Annotated in this window: 23 protein-coding genes; 12 read left to right on the plus strand and 11 right to left on the minus strand. The window is 69.6% G+C overall.

What is annotated here, in order from left to right; all coding sequences use genetic code 11:
- Positions 1-228, minus strand: a 228-nt coding sequence (locus AB0B82_RS32810) for a hypothetical protein (RefSeq protein WP_360177607.1), incomplete at its 3' end; no start/stop codon positions are given.
- Here AB0B82_RS32810 and AB0B82_RS32815 point away from each other — a divergent pair.
- Together AB0B82_RS32815 and AB0B82_RS32820 are read left to right on the plus strand one after the other, a co-directional pair.
- Positions 118-879: a hypothetical protein gene (locus tag AB0B82_RS32815; protein WP_360177604.1), complete on the plus strand. Its 762-nt coding sequence runs from the start codon at positions 118-120 to the stop codon at positions 877-879. The genes AB0B82_RS32810 and AB0B82_RS32815 overlap by 111 nt on opposite strands.
- A 1,963-nt stretch (positions 880-2,842) precedes the next feature.
- A complete protein-coding gene (locus AB0B82_RS32820; protein ID WP_360177543.1) occupies positions 2,843-3,820 on the plus strand; it encodes a winged helix-turn-helix domain-containing protein in 978 nt (325 codons plus the stop codon).
- Between the two features lie 18 nt (positions 3,821-3,838).
- On the opposite strand, the gene AB0B82_RS32825 is transcribed toward AB0B82_RS32820, so the two are convergent.
- On the minus strand, positions 3,839-4,636 hold the full coding sequence (locus AB0B82_RS32825; RefSeq protein ID WP_360177546.1) for a TetR/AcrR family transcriptional regulator: 798 nt from the start codon (positions 4,634-4,636) through the stop codon (positions 3,839-3,841).
- 71 nt (positions 4,637-4,707) lie between these two features.
- Here AB0B82_RS32825 and AB0B82_RS32830 point away from each other — a divergent pair, with 71 nt between their 5' ends.
- Both AB0B82_RS32830 and AB0B82_RS32835 read left to right on the plus strand, forming a co-directional pair.
- Positions 4,708-5,544: an NAD(P)H-binding protein gene (locus AB0B82_RS32830; protein ID WP_360177549.1), complete on the plus strand. Its 837-nt coding sequence runs from the start codon at positions 4,708-4,710 to the stop codon at positions 5,542-5,544.
- Positions 5,545-5,589: 45 nt separating this feature from the next.
- The gene (locus AB0B82_RS32835; RefSeq protein ID WP_360177552.1) at positions 5,590-6,606 is read left to right on the plus strand and encodes an Rv2578c family radical SAM protein; all 1,017 of its coding nucleotides are present in this window, start codon (positions 5,590-5,592) and stop codon (positions 6,604-6,606) included.
- Positions 6,607-6,637: 31 nt separating this feature from the next.
- Here the strand turns inward: AB0B82_RS32835 and AB0B82_RS32840 are convergent, their stop codons facing one another.
- Positions 6,638-7,006, minus strand: coding sequence for a hypothetical protein (locus AB0B82_RS32840; RefSeq protein ID WP_360177555.1), 369 nt, complete (start codon positions 7,004-7,006; stop codon positions 6,638-6,640).
- Positions 7,007-7,107: 101 nt separating this feature from the next.
- Between AB0B82_RS32840 and AB0B82_RS32845 the strand changes: the two genes are divergently transcribed.
- On the plus strand, positions 7,108-7,446 hold the full coding sequence (locus AB0B82_RS32845; protein WP_360177557.1) for a winged helix-turn-helix domain-containing protein: 339 nt from the start codon (positions 7,108-7,110) through the stop codon (positions 7,444-7,446).
- A 74-nt stretch (positions 7,447-7,520) separates the two neighbouring features.
- Positions 7,521-7,712, plus strand: a complete 192-nt coding sequence (locus AB0B82_RS32850; protein ID WP_360177559.1) for a hypothetical protein — start codon at positions 7,521-7,523, stop codon at positions 7,710-7,712.
- Here the strand turns inward: AB0B82_RS32850 and map are convergent.
- A complete protein-coding gene (gene map, locus AB0B82_RS32855) occupies positions 7,699-8,466 on the minus strand; it encodes a type I methionyl aminopeptidase (protein ID WP_360177562.1) in 768 nt (255 codons plus the stop codon). The two genes, AB0B82_RS32850 and map, sit on opposite strands and share 14 nt — an antisense overlap.
- A 102-nt stretch (positions 8,467-8,568) precedes the next feature.
- Here map and AB0B82_RS32860 point away from each other — a divergent pair, with 102 nt between their 5' ends.
- On the plus strand, positions 8,569-9,741 hold the full coding sequence (locus tag AB0B82_RS32860; protein WP_360177565.1) for a CapA family protein: 1,173 nt from the start codon (positions 8,569-8,571) through the stop codon (positions 9,739-9,741).
- Between the two features lie 146 nt (positions 9,742-9,887).
- The gene (locus AB0B82_RS32865; protein ID WP_360177568.1) at positions 9,888-10,358 is read left to right on the plus strand and encodes an rRNA adenine N(6)-methyltransferase family protein; all 471 of its coding nucleotides are present in this window, start codon (positions 9,888-9,890) and stop codon (positions 10,356-10,358) included.
- Positions 10,359-10,410: 52 nt separating this feature from the next.
- Here the strand turns inward: AB0B82_RS32865 and AB0B82_RS32870 are convergent, their stop codons facing one another.
- Together AB0B82_RS32870 and AB0B82_RS32875 are read right to left on the minus strand one after the other, a co-directional pair.
- Positions 10,411-12,147, minus strand: coding sequence for an ABC transporter ATP-binding protein (locus tag AB0B82_RS32870; RefSeq protein ID WP_360177571.1), 1,737 nt, complete (start codon positions 12,145-12,147; stop codon positions 10,411-10,413).
- The gene (locus AB0B82_RS32875; RefSeq protein WP_360177574.1) at positions 12,144-13,868 is read right to left on the minus strand and encodes an ABC transporter ATP-binding protein; all 1,725 of its coding nucleotides are present in this window, start codon (positions 13,866-13,868) and stop codon (positions 12,144-12,146) included. Before AB0B82_RS32875 ends, AB0B82_RS32870 begins: the two co-directional genes overlap by 4 nt.
- A 133-nt stretch (positions 13,869-14,001) precedes the next feature.
- Between AB0B82_RS32875 and AB0B82_RS32880 the strand changes: the two genes are divergently transcribed.
- Positions 14,002-14,928, plus strand: coding sequence for a glycerophosphodiester phosphodiesterase family protein (locus AB0B82_RS32880; protein ID WP_360177577.1), 927 nt, complete (start codon positions 14,002-14,004; stop codon positions 14,926-14,928).
- Here the strand turns inward: AB0B82_RS32880 and AB0B82_RS32885 are convergent.
- Both AB0B82_RS32885 and AB0B82_RS32890 read right to left on the minus strand, forming a co-directional pair.
- Positions 14,911-16,170 (minus strand): M48 family metallopeptidase, encoded by a 1,260-nt coding sequence (locus AB0B82_RS32885; protein ID WP_360177580.1) that lies wholly within the window; start codon positions 16,168-16,170, stop codon positions 14,911-14,913. The genes AB0B82_RS32880 and AB0B82_RS32885 overlap by 18 nt on opposite strands.
- A gap of 98 nt (positions 16,171-16,268) precedes the next feature.
- Positions 16,269-16,631, minus strand: coding sequence for a PspC domain-containing protein (locus tag AB0B82_RS32890; protein WP_360177583.1), 363 nt, complete (start codon positions 16,629-16,631; stop codon positions 16,269-16,271).
- Between the two features lie 314 nt (positions 16,632-16,945).
- Here AB0B82_RS32890 and AB0B82_RS32895 point away from each other — a divergent pair, with 314 nt between their 5' ends.
- Entirely contained in the window at positions 16,946-17,281 is a 336-nt protein-coding gene (locus AB0B82_RS32895) for an MmcQ/YjbR family DNA-binding protein (RefSeq protein ID WP_360177586.1), read from the plus strand.
- Here AB0B82_RS32895 and AB0B82_RS32900 read toward each other — a convergent pair.
- On the minus strand, positions 17,262-17,825 hold the full coding sequence (locus tag AB0B82_RS32900) for a GNAT family N-acetyltransferase (RefSeq protein WP_360177589.1): 564 nt from the start codon (positions 17,823-17,825) through the stop codon (positions 17,262-17,264). The genes AB0B82_RS32895 and AB0B82_RS32900 overlap by 20 nt on opposite strands.
- A 233-nt stretch (positions 17,826-18,058) precedes the next feature.
- Here AB0B82_RS32900 and groL point away from each other — a divergent pair, with 233 nt between their 5' ends.
- Positions 18,059-19,684 carry a chaperonin GroEL gene (gene groL, locus AB0B82_RS32905; RefSeq protein ID WP_360177592.1) on the plus strand — a complete coding sequence of 542 codons (1,626 nt, stop codon included), beginning with the start codon at positions 18,059-18,061 and terminating at the stop codon, positions 19,682-19,684.
- 899 nt (positions 19,685-20,583) lie between these two features.
- Here groL and AB0B82_RS32910 read toward each other — a convergent pair.
- On the minus strand, positions 20,584-21,540 hold the full coding sequence (locus tag AB0B82_RS32910; protein WP_360177595.1) for a glycoside hydrolase family 6 protein: 957 nt from the start codon (positions 21,538-21,540) through the stop codon (positions 20,584-20,586).
- A 40-nt stretch (positions 21,541-21,580) separates the two neighbouring features.
- The gene (locus tag AB0B82_RS32915) at positions 21,581-21,850 is read right to left on the minus strand and encodes a ribonuclease domain-containing protein (protein WP_360177598.1); all 270 of its coding nucleotides are present in this window, start codon (positions 21,848-21,850) and stop codon (positions 21,581-21,583) included.
- Between the two features lie 49 nt (positions 21,851-21,899).
- On the opposite strand from AB0B82_RS32915, the gene AB0B82_RS32920 reads away from it, so the two are divergent.
- The coding region (locus tag AB0B82_RS32920; protein WP_360177601.1) for a hypothetical protein at positions 21,900-22,136 on the plus strand (237 nt) is incomplete at its 3' end.

The following is a 22,136-nucleotide window of genomic DNA, read 5'->3' on the forward strand; positions in this document are numbered from 1 at the left end:
CGTCGTGAGCGGCTGGTCACCAAGGCGATGCGGCATGCGCTGAACACCCGTGACCGGGGTTGTGTCGTGTGTGGGGCGCCGCCGGTCATGTGCGACGCCCACCATCTGATCTCCTGGCTGGACGGCGGCGCGACCAAGATCTCGAACCTGGCGCTGCTGTGCCGTCGCCATCACGTCGACCTGCACGCCGGCCGCTGGCACATCACCATCGTCAACGGCCAAGTCCACGTCAGTCGCCCCGCCTGGTCTCAACCACCACCGGCACGCAAACGCCGCAAACCCCCAACGCCACCAGGCGCACACCCACCCACGCCCAACGCCACGACCCAACCGCCCGGCGCCACAACCGGCACGCCCGGCGCCGCAACCGGTACGCCCGGCGGTGCACCCGGCATGCCCGGCGGTGTACCGGGCACGCTCGAGGACGCTGCGGGTACGTGTCATGGGGCCGTGGACTGCGACATCGACGTACCGTGGCACGACGTCGCAGCGCGAACCCACGACGTCGCAGCGCGAACCCACAACGTCGCAGCGCGAACCCACGACGTCGCAGCGCGAACCAAGGACAACGCAGCCGGCCCGTGCGACAGTGTCATCGGCACCCACAACTCCAGCGGAACGTCCGACGTCGCAGCACCCGAACCCGACGTCTGGGCAGACACGCTCGACCACGCCGTCGGCAATCCGGCAGACCGTACACACGGCAGTGCAACCGGTATGCCCGACGGTGCACCTGGTGCACCAGACGCCGCAGGTCACGCGGAAGCAGTCGAGCCAGACGAGCCAGCCGAGCCAGCCGTCAGTGCCGGCACCCCTACGTGGTGGAGATCCAACGAAGCGACTCTCCGAGCCGCCGACGCCTTCGCCGCAGCAGACTGACGCCTCGGGGCCATCGCTTCTGCGAGCTCTCGCGGTCCGACCACTGGTCGGTGCCTCGCATTGCGCGCGCCGCTGGGTGCGTGCCATCCGCCGCGCTCCGGACGATGCAGTACCTCGATGCGGTACCTCGATGCAGTACCTCGATGCAGTCGGCACCCGCCGTTCGACACCTGCTGTTGGAGACAGGCAGTTCGATGCACGCTCTCCGATGCACGCTGTTCGAAGCGCGCTGTCCGACACGCGCCGCCTCCGGGTAACCTCGGGCGACGATCCGCAGGCGAGGGCGACGTGGAGTCAGCCCCGGGACCGATTCGTACGCCGAGCCGAAGGGACGCTACTTGCTGGTGGCAACCTCATCCAGGTGTCCTGCGGGGTGGTGTATTCGTCTGCGGCTGTACTGACAGTCGTATCGATGGTGATGGGATGCGGTGCCAGTGCGTGCTCGGGTTGTCGACGCCCGCCGCCCTTACGGGGCCAGTCGCCACCGTCGCATCCGGGTCGGCGCGAACTTCTGTCTCGTGCCGTGCCCGTGCCCGTAGCCGTGGGCGTGCGCGTAGGCCCTGAGTCGTCAGTAGCTGCGGAGCTGCGCTCGTCGATTCGTACGCGGCTGTGTGGGTGCGCTAACGGTGTCCGCAGCTCCGTTCGTGCGGCCACCTCACTTCGTGACGCTCGCCCGGAGCGTGGCCGAGTGCGGGAACTCCGGCGTGTCCATGCATGACCACCCGCGTAGCAACTACCTGCGCCGCTACCTGTCTTCACCTGTCTTCACCTGTCTCTACCAGCGTCGCAGCCGCTAAGGCAGCGGCTGCGTCGCCGCCTTAGCGGTCGTGTCGAGCGGCTGTGTCGTCATGTGGGCGGATCGGTTGCGCGAAGCACCTGTCCGACCGCATCCGCCCCGTCGTACCCGGTTGGTCCGGCCTCGTGCGGATCGCCTGTGTCGCCGCCTGAGGGCTTGGCTGGGGATTGATGTGTAGCAATGTGCACAGGTCGACTGCGCGCGCGGGTGCGCGAGGCACCTGCCTGTCTACGTCCGCACCGTCGTACGCGGTTGGCCTGCCTGTCGTGGAACTGGCTGTGACGCCGGCTCAGCGTCCGGTGGGTTAGCGGCTGTGTTGCCATGCGTGGTGCGCCTGCGGGACCAGTTGCGCGAAGCGCCAAGTCGTCAGCATCCGCGCCGCGTACCAGCTCAGCCGGCTGCCGCAGCCTCCCCTGAGCAACTGTGCCCGCCGCCTGGCCATAACCGCCCGGCCACAGCCGCCGACCCGCCGTCCCGGCCGCAGCCGCCGGCCCGCAGCCGCCCGCGCCGACCACCCCTCGATGCCCGGTTGGCCGCTGTCCGCTTGCTGCCGGCTTGGCCTCCATGTCGCCGCTGCCGGCTTGGCCTCCATGTCGCCGCTGCCGGCTTGGCTTCCATGTCGCCGCTGCCGGCTTGGCTTCCATGTCCGCCGCTGCCGGCTTGGCTTCCATGTCGCCGCTGCCGGCTCGGCCCCACCTCGCCGCTGCTGGCCCGGTGCATGCGCGGCCGCTACTCGTTCTGTGCCTTGCTGGGCCACTACCGCTTGCTTCCCGGTGCCTGCCCGGTCGCGGCCCGCTCGGCACCCGCCCGCGCCCGGATCGAGCTGGTCGCCGTGGCCACTCTCCGTTCACGGCCCGCCTGCCGCTGTCCGTTCGTTCGGCGACGACCCCGCTGCCCCATGCGGCCCGGTGTCCGGCCAGGTGGTGTCCGGCCAGGTGTTGTACGGCCAGGTGTTGTACGGCCAGGGCGCTCGAGGCCGTGTCGGCTGGTGGTGGGGGCGTAGGCGGTGACGGTTGGTAGTGCTGCAGAGGTGAATCTGAGGTAGCAGGGCGTGTGCTCGGCGGCGGTGGCGGTTGAGTGGTCACGGTGGGTGACCCTTTGGGGTGTTACGGTCACTGTGTCGCCCGTTGACCACGGCGGGTGATTTCCTCGGGGGAGGAGATCGTGGTGTTCCGTATTCATTTCGAAACGGTTGATCTGGCGAGGACGACGATCGCGCAGCGGCCCGATCCGCTGTGGGAGGTCCTGCTCGGTCTGCATATTTTGCAGACCGACGACGAGCCGGAGAAGTTCGGGCCTTGGCGGGAGCGGGCCCGGGCGCGGTTGACGGCGGTGGAGCAGGAGTTGCTCGCGCTCGCGCCGCCGGTGGGGTACTCGCCGGACTTTCTGACGCCGCGGGCTGCGGCGCAGGGGATCGAGGCGGGGTTGGCGGCGGTCGCTGCCACGCCGGCCAGTCGGTTGCGGTCGGAGTTGGGGCGGTTGTCCGACAGTGTTCGGCTGCCGGGCTGGACGCGGCGGCTTGCGGCCGGGGAGACGTCGGTGATGAACCGGTTGGTGCACGGGCTGAAGTCTTTTCACCGGACGAAGATCGCGCCGCAGATGCCGATCATCACGACGACGATCGAACCGGCCGTTGCCAAGCACAACGATACGGTCGCGAACGACGGGTTCGAGTCGTTGATACCGCAGCTGCACCCGACGTTGCACTGGGAGGCTCCGGTGCTGAGCGTCGACCTGCCGCACGTCGAGCGCGACCTGCACCTGGACGGGCGTGGGCTGCGGTTGGTGCCGTCGTACTTCTGCTGGAAGTACCCGATGATGCTGCTGGATCCGTCGCTGGCGCCGGTGCTCGTGTACCCGGTGCGGCACGAGGCCGGACCGGTCGTCACGCGCCGGGCGGATCGGGACGGCGCGGTGGCGGATCTGCTCGGGAAGACGCGGGCGCGGGTGCTGACGACCATCTCGAGCGGCGCCTGCTCGACCAGTGAACTTGCCGCCCGGGCGGGGATCTCGCTGGCTTCGGCGAGCGAGCATGCGCGGGTTCTGCACGACACCGGTCTGGTGACCACGCGCCGCATCGGCAGTTCCGTGCGGCATGCACTCAACCCGATCGGCGCCGACGTCCTCACCGGCGTCCGTTCGTAGCGGCGCCCGTTCGCAAGGTCAGGTCCGCCTGCTCGCTTCGATGCCGTCGAGCAGGCGGTCCAGGCCGTAGCGGTAGGAGTCGGCGAAGGCTTCGCGGGTGGAGGACTGGTAGCCGTTCGCGTGCCAGATCGTGGTCATCGCGGGATGGCGGTCGACGTCGAAGTACGTTTCCCACAGGTCGTTGCGCTCGTACCACCAGGCGTCGTTGGTTTGGCCGGTTGCGCGTTCGACCAGTTGGCTCTCGGCCTCGAGGCCGGCGGCGGAGTCGACGTACGTCGTGATGGCGAGCGCGGCCGTGTTCGTCTCGCGCGCGCTGAGGCCGAGGTCGAGCAGCACCGACAGCAGGTACTCGCGGCCGGCCAGCATCCCCGGGCCGACCGGCGGACGGATGGTCGAGACCTGGGACAGCCACAGGTGCCGCTGGAACATCGCCCGCGTCTCCCGCGAGTAGATCTCCACCTGTTCGCGCCAGTCGTCCGGCCGGGGCTCGCCCGGTCCTGGAAGTGCGCGTTCGGCGAGGACCTGGTCGACCATCAGGTCGAGCAGTTCGTCCTTCGACGGGACGTAGGTGTAGAGCGTCATCGTGCCGACGCTGAGCTCTTTCGCGAGCCCGCCCATCGACGCCGCGGCCAGCCCCTGGTCGTCGGCGAGTTGGATCCCGGTCCGCACCACGTCGTCCACGGTCAGCGACGGCCGCCGCCCGGCGCCGCGCCTGCGCTCCGGCAGGTCGGCAGCGGGCGCCGCCGCGCGATGGTTGCGCCACAGCAACGCCAGCGTCTTGTCCGGCTGACCTTCACCGCTTCGCCGCTCACTCACGAGCCAACGATAGGCGCTCCGACAAATTCTCGTATACCCTACGAAAATAAGCGTTGAGGGGAGACGAAGAGATGACGATCCTGGTCACTGGCGCAACGGCGAGCGTCGGAAGGCTGCTGGTCGACGAGCTGGTGTCGGCCGGTGTCCAACCGCGAGCCCTGACCAGCAATCCGAAGCGAGCTGCCTTGCCTGACGGCGTCGAGGTGGCGCGCGGGTACCTCGGCAGGCCCGAGACGTTGCCCGCGGCGCTCGAAGGTGTCGACACCGTGTACCTGGCGCCGCTGCCGGCGTACGTCGACGACTTCGTGCGTTGTGCGCGGGACGCCGGCGTGCGGCGGGTCGTCGTACTGTCGGGGGAGCCGGCGGAGTACGAGGCGCAGGGGGATCCGCCGACATGGCACTACTACCGGATCGAGCGGGCGATCGAAGCGGCCGGGTTCGAGTGGACCTTCTTGCGGCCCGGGCAGTTCATGAACAACACGCTCGACTGGGCGGCGTCCATCAAGGCTGAGGGCGTCGTGCAGATGCCGTACGCCGGTGCGGTGCAGACGCCGATCGACCTCGGTGACATCGCGGCGGTGGCGCGCGTGGTGCTGTTGTCGGAGGAGCGGTACGGCGGTCGGAAGATCACCATGAGCGGCCCGGAGGGGCTCACGGCGCCGGAGCAGGTGGAGCAGATCGGGGCGGCGATCGGCCGCGAGCTGAAGTTCGAGGAGTTGACGCCACAGCAGTATCTGGACAACCTGGCGCCGATCACCGGGCTGGAGACCGCGCACTGGTTGCTCGACGGCTTCCGGATGATGGCCGAGTATCCGATGCGCCCGGAGCCCGCGGTCGCCGAAATCACCGGCCGGCCGGCGGCGACGTACCGCGAATGGGCGGTCGCGAACGCGGAGGCCTTCCGCTGAGTGGCCCGTTTGACGAATATAGGAACATGTGTTCGACTGTGAGATATGAGGTGGGCCGGTCAGCAGCTTGACATGGAGACTCCGGGGACGTTGCCCGGGCTCGGGTCGATCGCGGGGCTGGTCCGGTCGGTGACGACGCCCGAGTTCCAGGGGATCACGTTCCACGAGGTGCTCGCGCACTCGGCGCTGAACTCGGTGCCCGGGTCGGCGCTGCCGTTCAACTGGACGATCAACCCGTACCGCGGCTGTACGCACGCCTGCCGGTACTGCTTCGCCCGGCCGACCCACGCGTACCTCGAGCTCGACACCGGTCGCGACTTCGACCAGCAGATCGTCGTCAAGACCAATGTCGCGGAGATCCTGCGCCACGAGCTCGCCCGCCCGTCCTGGCGGCGCGAACGCGTCGCACTCGGCACCAACACGGACCCGTACCAGCGCGCCGAAGGCCGCTACCGCCTGATGCCCGGCATCATCGACGCGCTCACCGAGTCGGGTACGCCGTTCTCGATCCTCACCAAAGGCACGCTGCTCCGCCGCGATCTCGGCCTGCTGTCCGCGGCCGCGCGGCATGTCTCCGTCGGCGTCGGCATCTCGCTGGCTCTCGGTGACGAGGAGCTGCGCAAGCGTCTCGAGCCCGGCGTACCGTCCGTCCGCGGCCGTCTCGACCTGATCCGCGCGATCCGCGACGCCGGTCTCCCGTGCGGGGTCATGGTCGCGCCGGTGCTGCCCTGGCTGGCCGACTCCGAAGACCAGTTGGACGAGCTCTTCGGCCAGCTGTCCGAAGCCGGCGCGACCGGCGTCACCCCGCTGGTCCTGCACCTCAGACCAGGCGTCAAAGAGTGGTTCATGCAGTGGCTCGCCCGCGACCATCCAGACCTGGTCAGTCGCTATGAGTCCCTGTACGCACGGGGTTCCTACGCTGCCCCGAGCTACCGGAAGGCCTTCGAGGACAAGGTTCGCCCGCTGCTGCGCAAGCACGGCTTCGCGGGTAGCTCGGAGCATCGTTCGCAACCGATCGCCGCGACGCGCGAACCGTCAGTGGTCCAAGAACGCCTGTTCTGAGCCTGGGGATGTGGGTCCCGTGCGCCGCGGCTCACGCCCCGCGCCGACGGTAGAACCACCAACCACCACTGGCGAGCCCGAGGACGGCGATGGTCGCCGCGCCGATCGGCAACCATTGTCCCGAGGTCCCACCGGAGTCGGACGCCGCGACAGGTGCGACCGGCTCGACCGGCTCGACCGGCTCGACGGCGTAGCGTTCGTCGTACTGCGGGTAGTTCGGCGGCCCCGGCTCCGTCCCGACCTGATGCGCCGTCGGTCCCGACTCCGGACCAGGCAACTGGTCCGCGGCCGCATAGGCGGTTGCGGTTCCCGCCGAGAGGGCGAGTGCGGTGCCGGCGACCATCGCAGCCCCGGTCCGCTTGAGTTTCGACGTACATCCGTTTGACCTGTAACTGTTCATGATGCGGTTGTCTCGCCGGGTGGTATCGAGCCGGTTGAGCCCGGTATCACCGCGGTAACGCAGCCGTTGACGGGTCTCCGGACCGGGTGGAGAGTCGAAAGGTGGGTATCGCCGTTCTCGGCCCGCTCACCATCGGAGGGGACCAGGGGGAAGCAACGACACCGTGGCGGCGCGATCGGATCGTGCTGGCTGCGTTGGCCGTGCGCCCTGGGCGGGTTGTCACCGCCGACGCGCTCGCGGACCTGCTGTGGCGTGAGGCCCTGCCGGCATCGTGGCAGAAGGTGATTCAAGGTTGCGTGGTGCGGTTGCGTAAGCGGCTCGGCAGCCAAGCGATCGAGACGGCGACCAACGGCTACCGGCTGGCCGTACCGCTCGACCAGCTCGACGCGCAGCGTTTCGAACACGCCGTACGCCGAGCACGCGAACTGATGGCGGCCTAAGCCTCCGAGCGCGCCGCGATCGTCTTGTCCGACGCGCTCACCTTGTGGCACGGGAATCCCTTTCGGTCGCACCGATGTTTGTCGAAGGCAACGACGTCCTGCGGATCGCGACGTACGACGGCCGCACGTACACCTGGGACACCCGCATCGAGCACACCCTGGCCGCTGCCTGCGCGATGGCCGGGCGAAACTTGACCGCAGCCGAGTGGGCGCAGTCGTTCGGCAGCAGGCGCTACGAGAAGACGTGCCCGGCTACAGGCGGGTGAGGATTTGCGGACCTTCCGCGGTAACGGCGACGGTGTGCTCGGCGTGCGCGCCGCGGGTGCGGTCGGCCGAGCGGAGGGTCCAGCCGTCGTCGTCGATGACGTACGCCGATCCCGGGCCGGACCAGAACCAGGGCTCGATCGCGAACACGTGACCGGCGCGGAGCTTGAGGCCGCGACCCGGGCGGCCGCCGTTGGGCAGATGCGGTTCCTCGTGCATCCGCCGGCCGACGCCGTGCCCGCCGAAGTCGAGGTTGGTGCCGACGCCGGCGCGCTGCTGTACCCGGCTGATCGCGGCGCCGATGTCGCCGATCCGGTTGCCTTCGACTGCGGCCGCGATGCCGGCCGCGAGCGCCTCCTCGGTGGTCGCGATCAGCTCCAGGTCCTCGGCCCGGGGCGTGCCGACGCAGAAGCTGATCGCCGAGTCGGCACACCAGCCGTCGATCGAGGCGCCGCAGTCCACGTTCAGCAGGTCGCCGTCGGACAGCCGCAGGTCGGACGGCAGCCCGTGCAGTACGGCGTCGTTCACCGAGGTACAGATGACGCCGCTGAACGGCGTGGCCGCGAAGCCGGGCTGGTATCCGTCGAAGAGCGACACCGCCCCGGCGTCCCGCAGTACCTCCCGGGCGACCGCGTCGAGCTCCAGCAGCGAGACTCCGACGGCGGCCTCCTTCTTCACCGTCGCGAGCGCGGTGGCGACGACCCGCCCGGCCTCGCGCATCACCGCGAGCTGTGCGGGTGTCTTCTGCTCGACCATGACTCCTCCGGGATAGTTATACCGGTAGTACTACCACAACGCGCACAACCAAATCGTCGCCCAAGGCGTCTCAGCAGGAGACGAAAGAACTTGGGGGCGGGGATGGCAGTACGACGACGCACGGTGCTCGGTGGGATGCTCGCCGGAGCCGCTGCGGTGGCGACGAGTGGGTGTCTCGCGGACTCGTCCGCCGACACACCCGCGGAGCAGTCCACACCCACGAAGCCTGGCCCGGGTGGGCTGCCGGCGCCGGGCGGGCCGAAGCCGCCGGCGCGGATCACCGTGGTCGCGACCGGCGACGTCCTGCTGCACGAGCGACTCTGGACGACCGCCAAACGGGACGGCAAGGGCGGACAGTGGGACTTCGCGCCGCTGCTGAGCAGCGTGAAACCGCTGGTGCAGCAGGCGGATCTCGCGATCGCGCATCTCGAGACGCCGCTCGCCCGCGCTGGTGGACCGTATCGTGGCTACCCACTGTTCCAGGGGCCGCCGCAGATCGTTGCCGCGCTCAAGCAAACTGGGTACGACCTGTGTACGACGGCCAGCAATCACAGCTTCGACGGTGGTTCCGCAGGTGTCGACCGGACGCTCGACCTCCTGGACAAGGCAGCTCTGAAGCACGCCGGTACGGCGCGGTCACGCGCCGAGGCGGAAGGCACGACGATCGTCGATGTGCACGGGGTGAAGGTCGCCTCGCTCAGCTTCACCTTCGGGTTCAACGGCCTGCCGTACCCGAACGGCGAGACCTGGCGCGCCGCGCTGATCAGCGCGAAGACGATCAAGCGGAAAGCGCAGGAGGCGCGCGACCGGGGCGCCGAACTGGTGCTGGTCAGCTGTCACTGGGGGACGGAGTACTCGAACAAGCTCAACGATCAGCAGCGGGCGATCGGACCCGAGCTACTTGCCGACAGCAACATCGACCTGGTGATCGGCCATCACGCGCATGTCGTGCAGCCGATGCAGGAGATCGACGGCAAGTGGATCGCGTACGGCCTCGGCAACCTGGTCGCCGCGCACCGCGAGCCCGCGAGCCGCAAGGCGGAGGGCCTGCTGACCCGCTTCACCTTCACCCGAAACCCCGACGGCAACGGCAACCGGTGGCGGACCGAGGCCGCGTACGCACCGCTGCTGATGACCGACGACCTCCCGGTCCGCGTCCTCGACGTCCGCCGGGAACTCGCCGGACACACCTCCCGCCGCGCCCGCCTCCGACTGGCGCAACGACGGACCACCGAAACCGTCGCCGCCCTCGGCGCGCACCCCGGCCTCGTCTGAGAAAACCCTTTGACGACAGGGGTCGGCCCCGGTCTAGGGTCGAGTCATGGTTACGTACTTTGTGATGGTCCGTCGTGCCCGCCTCCGGGCAGGCGCGGGGTGCCTGGGGATGGCATCCGCTTGATGGCCGCTGGGCTCAACGAGTCGTGGAGGCAGCCGGCGTTCGTCCCGGTGAGCTGGTCCTCGACGTCGGAGCCGGTCTCGGTGCGCTGACCGCACCGTTGGTCCGGGCCGGGGCCCGGGTGATCGCTGTCGAACTCCATCCGGTGCGGGCCGATCGGTTGCGCCGGCGGTTCGCGGACGCGCCGGTGACGGTGGTCCGGGCCGATGCCGGTGACCTGCGGTTGCCGTCCCGGCCGTTCCGGGTGGTGTCGAGTCCGCCGTACAACATCTCCACGCTGTTGCTGAAGCGCTTGCTGGCACCGGGTTCACGGCTGGTGTCGGCGGATCTGGTGCTGCAGCGGCAGGTGGCGAATCGGTGGGTTCGCGGCGACGCTCCCGGAGCGAACCGGTGGTTCCGTCACTACGACCCGTCGATCGGCCTTCGCCTTCCCCGTAAGGCTTTCACCCCACCGCCGCATGTCGATTCAGCAGTCCTGGTACTGCGCAAACGGTAAGACGTCAACCGGCTGGGACCTGCCGCAACAGGTCCCAGCCCCTCTCGTATGCTCAGCCGTGCCAGGAGTTCCACAAGGCGGCGTACGACCCCTTGCGCGCGACCAGTTCGTCGTGACTGCCGAGCTCCGAGATCCGCCCGTCCTCCACCACGGCGACGCGGTCGGCGTCGTGTGCGGTGTACAGCCGGTGCGCGATCGCGATCACGGTCCGCCCCTCCAGTACGGCGGCCAACGAACGCTCCATGTGCCGCGCCGCCCGAGGATCGATCAGCGAGGTCGCCTCGTCGAGCACCAGCGTGTGCGGATCCGCGAGCACCAACCGCGCCAGCGCCAGCTGCTGCGCCTGCGCGGGCGTCAACGACAGCTGCCCGGACCCGACCCGCGTGTCGAGGCCGTCCGGCAGCGCTTCGGCCCATTCCCGGGCGTCGACCGCATCGAGCGCGTCGAGCAGCTCCACGTCGGTCGCCGAAGGACGCGCCATCGACAGGTTGTCGCGGAGCGTGCCGACGAAGACGTGGTGCTCCTGCGTCACCAGCGCGACCTGCTTGCGCAGCTCGTCCAGCGGCAGCTCGGTCATCCCGACACCGCCGACTGTCACCGAACCGGTCCGCGGCGGATGGACGCCCGCCACCAGCCGGCCCAGCGTCGACTTGCCGGCACCGGACGGACCGACCATCGCGATCCGCTCGCCCGGCTGGACGGTCAGGTCGACACCGTGCAGCACGTCGCGCCCGTCGACGTACGAGAACCGCACATCACGCGCCTCGACCAGCTCACCCGCGGGCGCCTGTCCCGACGGTGTCCGGTCGTCCGGTACGTCGCTGATCCCGAGCAACCGCGCGAACGCGGCACCGCCGGACTGCAGCTCGTCCAGCCAGGACAGCAAGCGGTCGACCGGGTCGATCAGCTGGTTCACGTACAGCACGGCGGCCGTGACGGCGCCGAGTGAAGCGTGCCCGTTGAGGTGCATCCAGCCGCCGAACAGGAGCGTGCCGACGACCGGGACCAGGTAGCCGAGCTCCGCGGCCGGGAAGTACACGGTCCGCAGGAACAACGTGTACCGCTCGGCCAGGTAGCTGCCTCGGATGTCCTGATCGCCGCGCCGCACGCGGTCGTCGTACCGCCGCAGGGCCTCAACAGTGCGCGCACCCTCGACCGTCTCGGCCAGCGAGCTGGTCATCTGCGCGTACGCCGCGTTCTCGCGCAGGTAGCCGTCTTTCGCGCGCCGCAGGTACCACTTGGTGCTCAGCCAGAGCAGCGGGACCATCGCCAGCAGCGGCACGAGCACCCAGACGCCGACCAGCACGGTCGCGACCACGGTGAACACCACGGTGACGAACGCGATGATCGTCTCCGGTACGGCGAAGCGCACCGTGCGGGACAGGGTGTCGACGTCACGCGACGTCCGCGACAACAGGTCGCCGGTGCCGGCCCGCTCGACCGTACCGATCGGGAGCGCCAGCGCGTTGTCGACGAACTCCTCGCGCAGCTCGGCCAGCACCTGCTCGCCGAGCGCGAACGAGCGGTACCGGGCCCAGCGGGTCAGCAGCGACTGCGCGACGATGAACGCGGCGATCACCGCGATCACCACGTTGACCTTGGTCGCGGTCGTGCCGTTCTGCACGTCTTCGACCAGGTTGCCGATCAGTCGCGGCGCCGCGAGCCCGGTCACCGCGGCCAGGGCGTGCAGCCCCAGCGCGATCAGCAGGGCACGCGGGTGTTGCCGGGCCAATCGGCGCGCGTGCCGGCGGATCTCGGTGGGCCCGGCCACGGGCAGGATCTGCCTCATCGCAGGGCCTCCTCGGCGTCTTCGGTCTGACGGGTGACGGTGCGGCGGTACTGCGGTGTGCTCTCGAGCAGCTCGCGGTGCTTGCCGGTAGCAACGACACGGCCGGCGGCGACGAAGATCACCTCGTCGACGCGGTCGAGCAGTAGCGGGCTGCCGGTCAGCACGACCGTCGTACGCCCGGCCCGGTGCGCGCGCAGCCGCTCCGCGATCCGCGCCTCGGTGTGCGCGTCCACGGCCGAGGTCGGCTCCACCAGGACCAGCACGGACGGGTCGGCGAGCAGCGCCCGCACCAGCACGAGCCGCTGACGCTGACCGCCGGAGAACGAGCGGCCCTTCTCCTCGACCTCGGAGTCGAGCCCGTCCGGCAGCGCGACGAGCACGTCCTCGGCGGACGCCGTTCGCAGCGCGGCCATCAGGTCGTCCTCGGAGCGCCGGCCTGTCGGGTCCAGCTCGGTGCGCAACGGACCGGTGAACAGCTGGGAGCCCGTGTCGCTGACCAGGATCCGCTCCCGGACGTCAGCCCGGGTAGCGCTGGCCAGCGTCACCCCGCCGTACCTGACCTCGCTGGCGTCGTCGTACCGGCCGAGGGCGTCCGCGAGCTTGCCGTAGTTGTCCGACTCGGCCGAGACGACCGCCGTGAACAGGCCGTCGCGGGCGCGGATGCCGGACACCGGATCGACCAGGTCACCACGGTCGGGAAGCCGCACCGGCGTCTCCGGCTCGGTGATGTCGGTCTCCAGCTTCAGCACCCGGATCACCCGGCCCGCCGCGACCAGTCCGCGCATCAGCTGGTTGGCGAACTCGGTCGCCGTCCGCAGCGGCAGCACGAGGAACGTCGCATACCCGTAGAAGGCGACCAGCGAACCGGCGCTGAGCTGACCGCGCAGCGCGAAGTGTGCACCCAGTCCGACCACCAGCACGACGAAGATGCCGGGCAGCAGCACCTGCGCGGCGTCCAGCACGGACTGGATGCCCGCGACGCGCACACCTGCCTTCCGCACCTGCTGCGACTCGCTGCGGTACCGCCGGGAGAACGACTCCTCGCCGCCGATGCCACGCAGCACGCGCAGACCGGCCACGATGTCCGAGCCGAGCGAGTTCAGCTCGCCGACCGCCTCGCGCTGCGCGGACTGCCGCCGGTGCAGCGGCCGCAGCATCGGGCCGAGGCAGAACAGCATGATGGGTACGCCGATCAGCACCACCAGACCGAGCACGGTCGACGACGAGAGCAGGATCGACGCGACCACGACGAACGCGACGATCGCGCCCGCGAACCGGGCCGAGATCTCCATCAGGTTGCCGATGTAGGACAGGTCGCCGGCGCCGATGCTGACCACCTCTCCGGTGGCCAGCTGCTTGGGCAGTGTCGCGCCGAGATCGGCCGACTTCCGCGTCACCACCTGAACGGTCCGGTACGCCGCGGTCAGCCAGTTGGTGACCGCGAACCGGTGCCGCATGATGCCCGCGACCGCCTGCACGACGCCGACCGCGAACAGCAGCGCGGTCCAGTGCAGCAGCCGCTCACTGTCCCGCGCGGCGATGCCCTCGTCGATCGCCTTGCCGAGCAGCGCCGGGATCAACGCCTGCGCCGCCATCCACAAGATGCCGAACGCCATCCCGCCGGCGAGCGTGCGGGCCTGGCCGCCGGCCACCCACCACAGATAGCGGGCCGGCGAGCGGTGATTCGGTACGCCGGGGTCGGCGAGCGGCAGTTGTCTCATAGCCTTCTCAGGCTAGGTGCCGCCACCGACAGCCGCATGCGAATTACTCGCACCTGGAGACCGTCGGCGAAGCGTCATCTTGCGTTGGGCAACACGTTCCTGCCGGGTCATCCGCGGCGCGTGTGCTGGCGGCATGTTGGTGATCGCGCATCGAGGGGCCAGCGGGTACCGGCCCGAGCACACGGCGGCGGCGTACCGGCTGGCAGCGGTCCAGGGGGCCGACTACCTGGAGCCGGACTTGGTCGCCACGCTCGACGGCATCCTGGTCTGCCGGCACGAGAACGAACTGTCGGGCACGACGGACGTCGCCGACCACCCGGTGTTCGCGGATCGCAGGCTGACCAAGGTCGTTGACGGGACGGCGGTCACCGGCTGGTTCGTGGAGGACTTCACGTACGCCGAGCTGCGGACGCTGCGGACCCGCGAACGGATGCCCGCGCTGCGCGCCGCGAACACGGCGTACGACGGGCTCGAGGAGATCCCCACGTTCGACGACGTGGTCGCACTGGCCCGGGCGGAGTCTGCGCGGCTCGGGCGGCTGATCGGTGTACTGCCGGAGATCAAGCATCCGGCGTACTTCCGTCGGCTCGGTCTGCCACTGGAGGAACTGCTCACCGAGCGGATCATCGCTTTGGGGCTGCGCCCGGACGAGATCATGATCCAGTCGTTCGAACCGGCCAGTCTGCGGCGGCTGTCGGTGATGACCGGGGTACCGCTGGTTCAGCTGATCGGGACCGGGTTCGTCGAGCGGCGTGGTCTCCGCGAGATCTCGACGTACGCGCAGGTGCTGGCGCCGCACAAGGACCTCGTCGTACCTCGGCTGGCCGATGGTCGGCTCGGTGAACCCACCCGACTGGTCGACGAAGCGCACCGCGCCGGTCTGAACGTCCAGGCGTGGACGTTCCGCGCCGAGCGGCGCTTCCTGCCCACGGCGACCGACTTCAGCACCGAACTGACCCGTTTCGCGACTCTTGGCCTCCAGGCCGTCTTCACCGACCAGCCCGACCAGGCCGCGGTCGTCCGGGACGCGACGCTGGGGGTGCTAGAGACTGGCGCGTAGGGCGGCCAGTGCCTTGGTGGCGGTCGGCTGCAGCTCGTGGTCGATGGCTCGGCTGCGGTCGATCCCCAGGACCAGACGGGCGCTGGTGGCCGGTCGGCTGCGGAGGAGCTTCGTCCGCAGGTACGTCGGCGGGTGCGTCGCGTCGGTCCGTACCTCGCGCAGCCGGCTGACCCGCAACCGGCGTTCGATCTCGTGGGCGGGGATCTCCGTCACCTCGCGCCGTACGGCTTCCAACGGGTCGATTTCGGTCGGAAACCGGAGCGCTCGCTCCATGGCCCGGTACGAGGTGTCGGCCAGCAGCACCCGCTCGAGCGCGTGGGCGCTCGCCTCGGAACCGGCGATCTCGCCCGACTTGAGATCAGCCAGGTACTCCGCCCGCTGGTCGCTGCGGAACGCCAGCCGTTCGAGCAGCCAGGCGACGCCGCTCACCAGGACGCCGATCGTGGCGTTGAGCATCCGGCTGACGAGCGTGGCTCCGGTCGGGTCCTCGTAGCCGAACTCCCGCCGGATGCGGTCGCCGTGCTGCTCGGCGAAGGTGGCCTGCAGTTCGCCCAGGACAGACCAGGCAGCGCCGACCACCCAGCCGCTTCGGGTATCGCCGTGGCGTCCATGGCCGAACTCGTGCGCCAGCACGGCGACGCGCTCCTGCGGGCTCAGACCTGCCCAGAGGGGCAGCCCGATACAGACGACAGGCCGGAAGCGCCAGCCGACCTGTGCGTACCAGAGGTTCGCGTCCGTAGTGACGGCAACAGCCGCCACCCGCCGCGTGCCGATGGCGTCGGCCAGCTCGTCGAGCACGGCGTACAGCGTGGGGACCTCGTCGCGGTGGACGAGGTAGATGTCGTCAGGCAGCCGCGTGGCCCGCGGACGCAGCAGGAAGGCGATCCCGAAGGCGAGCAGAGCGAGCAGCCCGCTCAGCCAGAGCGGCCGGTAGAACACCAGGAGGCCGACGCCGACCAGGAACGCGAGCAGCGGCAGCAGCAGGATCAGCCCGGACAGTACGTGGGCGCTGATCCTGGCAGCGTCCCAGCCGGGGCGGTGGACCGTTCCGGACTCCAGTTCGCGGTACAGCGCGTCGGCGAGCCGGTGCTCGAGCCGACGGCGCCACGGGGGAGTCCGGTCCACTTCAGGAGCCGGGTCGACGTTCCAGTCGCACTTGTCACACCAGGTGACGTGCCTCGGGTTGACCCGGAGTTGCTGCCCGCAGTCGGGGCAGCGAGTGATCTGTTCGGCGCGCTGCACCACGGCAGTGTGGCAGCGCGGCAGCGGGGTGGGAAGTCAGTTCGGCACCCCGCCGCCGGGTCCGGCGGTGCTGCGCCGTTCGGTTGGCGCAGTGGTGGTCACGCCGCCGGGGGCTTGTCGCCGGTCGTGGTGGTGTCGTCGTAGATGCGGGCCGCGATGTCCTGCTCGGTGGTGTCCTGGGTGTGGTTCTGGGTGTGGTTCTGGTTCACCGACTGCTGGACGTTCTGCCAGACCGCCTTGCCGTCCGGCTCGGGGATCACGATCCACGCGACCGCGTAGCCGATCAGCGCGGCACCGCCGGTGATCAGCGTCAGGCCGACCCACGCGAGCCGGATGAGGGTCACGTCGACGTTCAGGTACTCGGCGATGCCACCGGACACACCGGAGAGCATGCGCTGCTTCGAGGAACGGCGAAGGACCTTGCCGGACAGATTCTGGAACGGAGCGTTGGAGTTCGTCATGGCTCCACTGTCCCGTGCGGACGGCCGCTGCCACATCCGGATCGGTACCGACCCACCCCTGACCCGACCCCTACCCCTTCCGTGGAACCCTCAGGCCCCTCCAGGCTGTCTCTCAGGGTGAGCGGAGGAGCATGGACGAACGGCGGCCGGGCTCAAGGTGCGGTACCAGCCGGTGCGGTCGCCCAGCTACCCCGACGGCACTGCCTTTCGGCGTATCACCTGCTGTGGTGACGGTCCTGCCGGCCGGGTCGACGGTGGCCGTCAGGATCGCGCGCTGACAAAACTGTCGGTGGGGGTGGCTAGCGTGCCGGGGTATGGACGTGGCGGCGGTGGTGAAGGTGATGGTGGGGCTGCCGGGGGTCGAGGAGCAGGAGGGGTGGGCCGGGCAGCCGGTGTTCAAGGTGCGGAACAAGAGCTTCGCGTACCTGTCCGGCGACCAGACCCGCATGCACCTCAAGGCCCTCCGGGAGGAGCAGGAGGCGCTGGTGGCCGAGGATCCGGAGGTGTATGCGCCGTCCTGGGCCAGCGGCCGGTTCGCCTGGCTCGACATTCACCTCGAGCTGGCCGATCCCGGCGAGCTGCAGGAGCTCATCACCGAGGCCTACCGCCTCACCGCCCCGAAGTACCTGGTCACCCAACTGCACGGCTGACGAGGACCCACTGCGGGCTGGTGCGACTCACTTCGGTGAAGCCCGCCGCCAGGTAGACCGACAGCGGCCCGCGGTACAGGTCGGCGGACGGGACCCGGCCGGCCGCGGCGGTGTCGACGGCGCAGGCCTCGACCGTGCGTGCGCCGTACGAGCGGGCCAGCTCCAGCGCGCCCGCGGACAGCTCGCCGGCGATTCCCTTCCGGCGCTGCCCGACCGGTACGACGAAGCAGGTGATCACCCAGGCGTCCGGGTGGTCCGTGCGCCAGTACGGCGAGGCGACCACGCGTGGGTACGACGTACGAGGTCCGACGGCGCACCAGCCGACCGGCACGTTCCCGTCGTACGCGACGACACCGGGCGGTCGCTCTCCGTCGCAGACCTGGTGCCGCAGCGCCTCGCGGTGCTGGTCCGGGGAGGCCTCGGACCACGCCTTGCCGCGGAGCCGGAAGTACTGGCAGAAGCAGCGCGACGGGTCGCCGCGCTCGCCCATCACCGCCCGGACGTCGGCCCAGGCACCGGATCCGGCCGGGCGTACGCTCGCCATGGGTCCACCGTAGGCCGGGGGCTGGCTTGCACTCACTTGGGGCGAGTGCTAATACTTGGTTAGCACTCCATGGGTGAGAGTGATAAGTGCTCGCGCCCGGAGTGTGCAAGGAGTACGGCCTCGATGAGGTGCCGGTGTGCGGCGGGACATGAGCGTCGCGGGGCCGGTGCCGTCCGTCGCGGGCATCAGGCCGGCTGAACCACACAGACTCGACGCGGGAGGACTCGCGGAGAATGCCCAAGCTGATTTCGTTCGATGAAGAGGCGCGCCGCGGCCTCGAGCGGGGAATGAACACCCTCGCCGACGCGGTCAAGGTGACGCTCGGCCCGAAGGGCCGCAACGTCGTGCTGGAGAAGAAGTGGGGCGCCCCCACGATCACCAACGACGGCGTCTCCATCGCCAAGGAGATCGAGCTCGAGGACCCGTACGAGAAGATCGGGGCCGAGCTCGTCAAGGAAGTTGCCAAGAAGACCGACGACGTCGCGGGTGACGGCACCACCACCGCCACCGTGCTGGCTCAGGCTCTCGTCCGCGAGGGTCTGCGCAACGTGGCCGCCGGCGCCAACCCGATGTCCCTGAAGAAGGGCATCGAGAAGGCCACCGAGGCCGTCAGCGAGCAGCTGCTCAAGCTGGCCAAGGACGTCGAGACCCGGGAACAGATCGCCTCGACCGCGTCGATCTCCGCCGCGGACACCCAGGTCGGCCAGATCATCGCCGAGGCGATGGACAAGGTCGGCAAGGAAGGCGTCATCACCGTCGAGGAGAGCAACACCTTCGGCCTCGAGCTCGAGCTCACCGAGGGTATGCGCTTCGACAAGGGCTACATCTCGCCGTACTTCGTCACCGACACCGAGCGGATGGAAGCGGTCCTCGACGACCCGTACATCCTGGTGGTGAACAGCAAGATCGGCAGCATCAAGGACCTGGTCCCGGTGCTGGAGAAGGTCATGCAGACCGGCAAGCCGCTGGCGATCATCGCCGAGGACGTCGAGGGTGAGGCGCTGGCCACCCTGGTCGTCAACAAGATCAAGGGCACCTTCAAGGCCGTCGCCGTCAAGGCGCCGGGCTTCGGTGACCGCCGCAAGGCCATGCTGGTCGACATCGCCGTCCTCACCGGCGGCGAGGTGATCTCCGAGGAGGTCGGCCTCAAGCTCGACTCCGTCGACCTGGAGCTGCTCGGTCAGGCCCGCAAGATCGTCGTCACCAAGGACGAGACGACCATCGTCGAGGGTTCCGGCGACGCCGACCAGATCACCGGCCGGGTGAACCAGATCCGCGCCGAGATCGAGAAGTCGGACTCCGACTACGACCGCGAGAAGCTGCAGGAGCGGCTGGCCAAGCTGGCCGGCGGCGTTGCGGTGATCAAGGTCGGCGCGGCCACCGAGGTCGAGCTGAAGGAGCGCAAGCACCGCATCGAGGACGCCGTTCGCAACGCGAAGGCGGCCGTCGAGGAGGGCATCGTCGCCGGTGGTGGCGTGGCGCTGCTGCAGGCGTCCGTCGCGGCGTTCGAGAAGCTGGAGCTCGAGGGTGACGAGGCGACCGGTGCGCAGATCGTGCGCCAGGCCGTCGAGGCCCCGCTGAAGCAGATCGCCGTGAACGCCGGCCTCGAGGGCGGCGTCGTGGTGGAGAAGGTCCGCAACCTCGAGCCGGGTCACGGTCTGAACGCCGCGACCGGTGAGTACGTCGACCTGATCGCCACCGGCATCATCGACCCGGCCAAGGTGACCCGGTCCGCGCTGCAGAACGCGGCGTCGATCGCGGCCCTGTTCCTCACCACCGAGGCCGTCATCGCCGACAAGCCGGAGAAGGCCGCGGCCGCTCCGGGCGGCGCCCCCGACATGGGCGGCATGGACTTCTGATCCGCTGAAGTCCGCACAGCACAAGCAGTAAACGCAGTACAGGCAGTAGACGCAGTACCCCAGAAGGTCCCGGGTCGCCGACCCGGGACCTTCTGCTGTGCCCACACCCGCCCCGCACCGCACCCGCCGCCCGCTCCCGCACCGCACCCGCCGCCCGCTCCCGCGCCGCGCCCGCTGCCCGCGCCCGCTCCCGCTCCCGCTGCCCGCGCCCGCCGCCCGCTCCCGCTCGGCCAACTCTCGGGGGGCTTGAACAGGAAACGGTGTGTGTGCACTCGTTATTGCTTGTTCAGGCCCCCCGCCGCGCGGACGCGCTCCCGCTGTGTGGCGCTGGTTGGTCATGGGTGGGGTGGTCCCAGCCGCATCTGTGGAGGGTTTCCCCCGTATGACGGAAAGAATCCTCCACTGTCGTGCGGAAAACGCTCCTAGATGATTGATGCACGGTCCGAAGGTGTGCACGCTCGACAGTTAGTGTGGTGTGGGGCGGGTGTGTTCGGTGTCCGGTTCACGCTCAGCCGTGGCTCCTGGGACGGGAGACGTCCTGTCGACCTGACACACGCCACACGCCCGAGTGTCCTCGACTCGATCACCGCCTACGACCGCCGAATCCAGACCAGGCCGTGCATCAATCATCTAGGAGAGTTTCCGGGGTTCCGGGTGGCCAGCTGTCGGGGCGTCGAACAGGAAACGGGGGCTGCGCACCGGATACTGGCCAGCTCGGTCGCGGTCAGCCGGCGACACGAGGCCGATGGAGAACGTGGCTTCGCTTGTTCAAAGCCTCCGCCGCGCGGACGCACCCCCGCTTTGTGGCGCTGTTGGTCACGCGTGGGGTGGTCCGAGCCGCATCTGTCGCTTTCCCAGGGCGGCGTGATGTCAGGGGGCGTGATGTCAGGGGGCGGGGGTCAGGTGCCGGTGATGAGGTGGTGGGCCAGTGCGGGGGAGAAGGTGCGGGTGGGGAGGTCGGGGGTGAGGCCGCAGGGGCCGTCGGATTCGCCGGGGGTGCGGAGCCAGAGGTGCAGGTCGACGGGGGCGGACGGGCCGGCCGGAGTGCGGGCCGGGGGCGTGCCTAGTTTGCGGGCGGGTGGGTTGCAGGAGCTGCCGTCGGAGCCGTTGCCGTTGCGGCCGGTGTCGATCACATAGTGCGTACCGCCGCCGAGCGCCTGCAGGATCTTGGTGCTGTGGGCAACGGTTTGTTCGGTGGTGAAGTAGTCCGCGGTGTTCAGGGCGAAGCCGCGGATCTTTCCGACGTCCGCGAGTCGCAGGCGACGGGCGATCTCCTTCGCGTCACCTGACGTCGCGGAGCCGGCGTCGAGGTACGCCCACGTGTTCGGGTTCTTCGCCGCGAACACGTCCACGGCGTACTTCAGCAACCCGATCCGCCCGTCCCACTCCGCCGGCGGGTAGCAGTCGAGTCGGGCCAGGGCGTCCGGCTCGAGTACGACGACCGCCGGCCGCGCGCCGATCCCGGCCGACACCGCTGTGATCCACGTGCGGTACGCCGCATCCGACGCCGCGCCGCCGCCGATCCCGCACTGACGTCCCGGCAGATGGTCCGTCACCAACACAGGCAACTGCTTCACCTGCTGAGCGGCGGTCGTGTATGCCGTCACGCTCGTCTGTACGTCGCCACTCCAGGCGCCGACCCAATGCGTTGAGGCGTACGGCGCGATCTTGGTGGCCAGCGCGGTGTCCTCGGGGTGCCGTCGTACGTACGCCGCGACCGAGGAGGCCGGGTCGACGTAGAACCCGGTCGTCTGCTTCAGCGGATCGCCGGTCGCCTCGGCTTGTCCGGGTGTGGGTCGGCCGAGGGCCAGGACAGCCGCGGTCAGCAGTACGCCGGTCGTGACAGCACGCAGCATCAGCACACCTTTCTGATCACTCAACGTGCCTTTGACACTACTAGCTGTCCGCGTCGACTTCGCAGAACGACGAGTAGTGGTCGTCGGTGTAGTACACGTGCTCGGGCGTGGTCATCGCCCCACCACCGACGAGCCGCCGAGCGCCGCGGTCGGGGGAGCCGGGCGTGATCACGGTGTACTCGTGGTAGTAGCCGGTGGACTCGTCCGGGAGGATGCCTTCGCGGTTCTGGAAGACCGTGCCGTCCTGCTCGTACGGGAACGGCCCACCGGAGTGGATCAGGTCAAGCGTGCCGGACGCCTCGGGCGGCAACGAACTGAGCGCACAAGGCTCGATCGCAGCCTGCGCGGCGCTCGTTTCGGTGCCTGTGGCAGTGTTCGTGACAGCGGGCGCGACCGCGCTCGTCACAGCGCTCGTCACAGCGCTCGTGGCAGTGCCCGTGGCAGTGCTCGTCACAGCGCTCGTGGCAGTGCCCGTGGCAGTGCTCGTCACAGCGCTCGTGGCAGTGCCCGTGGCAGTGCTCGTGGCTGTGCTCGTCACAGTGCCCGTGGCAGTGCTCGTGGCTGTGCTCGTCACAGTGCCCGTGGCAGTGCTCGTG

Origin of the sequence: Kribbella sp. NPDC048915 (assembly GCF_040649595.1) — a bacterium.
Taxonomy (GTDB): domain Bacteria; phylum Actinomycetota; class Actinomycetes; order Propionibacteriales; family Kribbellaceae; genus Kribbella.

What these genes read in the sequence shown, in the direction of transcription:
- AB0B82_RS32830 (WP_360177549.1), top strand. Translation starts at nt 4,708, where the DNA reads ATGACGATCCTGGTCACTGGCGCAACGGCGAGCGTCGGAAGGCTGCTG.
- AB0B82_RS32835 (WP_360177552.1), top strand. Translation starts at nt 5,590, where the DNA reads ATGAGGTGGGCCGGTCAGCAGCTTGACATGGAGACTCCGGGGACGTTG.
- AB0B82_RS32840 (WP_360177555.1), bottom strand. Translation starts at nt 7,006, where the DNA reads ATGAACAGTTACAGGTCAAACGGATGTACGTCGAAACTCAAGCGGACC.
- AB0B82_RS32850 (WP_360177559.1), top strand. Translation starts at nt 7,521, where the DNA reads ATGTTTGTCGAAGGCAACGACGTCCTGCGGATCGCGACGTACGACGGC.
- map (WP_360177562.1), bottom strand. Translation starts at nt 8,466, where the DNA reads ATGGTCGAGCAGAAGACACCCGCACAGCTCGCGGTGATGCGCGAGGCC.
- AB0B82_RS32860 (WP_360177565.1), top strand. Translation starts at nt 8,569, where the DNA reads ATGGCAGTACGACGACGCACGGTGCTCGGTGGGATGCTCGCCGGAGCC.
- AB0B82_RS32870 (WP_360177571.1), bottom strand. Translation starts at nt 12,147, where the DNA reads ATGAGGCAGATCCTGCCCGTGGCCGGGCCCACCGAGATCCGCCGGCAC.
- AB0B82_RS32875 (WP_360177574.1), bottom strand. Translation starts at nt 13,868, where the DNA reads ATGAGACAACTGCCGCTCGCCGACCCCGGCGTACCGAATCACCGCTCG.
- AB0B82_RS32880 (WP_360177577.1), top strand. Translation starts at nt 14,002, where the DNA reads ATGTTGGTGATCGCGCATCGAGGGGCCAGCGGGTACCGGCCCGAGCAC.
- AB0B82_RS32890 (WP_360177583.1), bottom strand. Translation starts at nt 16,631, where the DNA reads ATGACGAACTCCAACGCTCCGTTCCAGAATCTGTCCGGCAAGGTCCTT.
- AB0B82_RS32895 (WP_360177586.1), top strand. Translation starts at nt 16,946, where the DNA reads ATGGACGTGGCGGCGGTGGTGAAGGTGATGGTGGGGCTGCCGGGGGTC.
- AB0B82_RS32900 (WP_360177589.1), bottom strand. Translation starts at nt 17,825, where the DNA reads ATGGCGAGCGTACGCCCGGCCGGATCCGGTGCCTGGGCCGACGTCCGG.
- groL (WP_360177592.1), top strand. Translation starts at nt 18,059, where the DNA reads ATGCCCAAGCTGATTTCGTTCGATGAAGAGGCGCGCCGCGGCCTCGAG.
- AB0B82_RS32910 (WP_360177595.1), bottom strand. Translation starts at nt 21,540, where the DNA reads ATGCTGCGTGCTGTCACGACCGGCGTACTGCTGACCGCGGCTGTCCTG.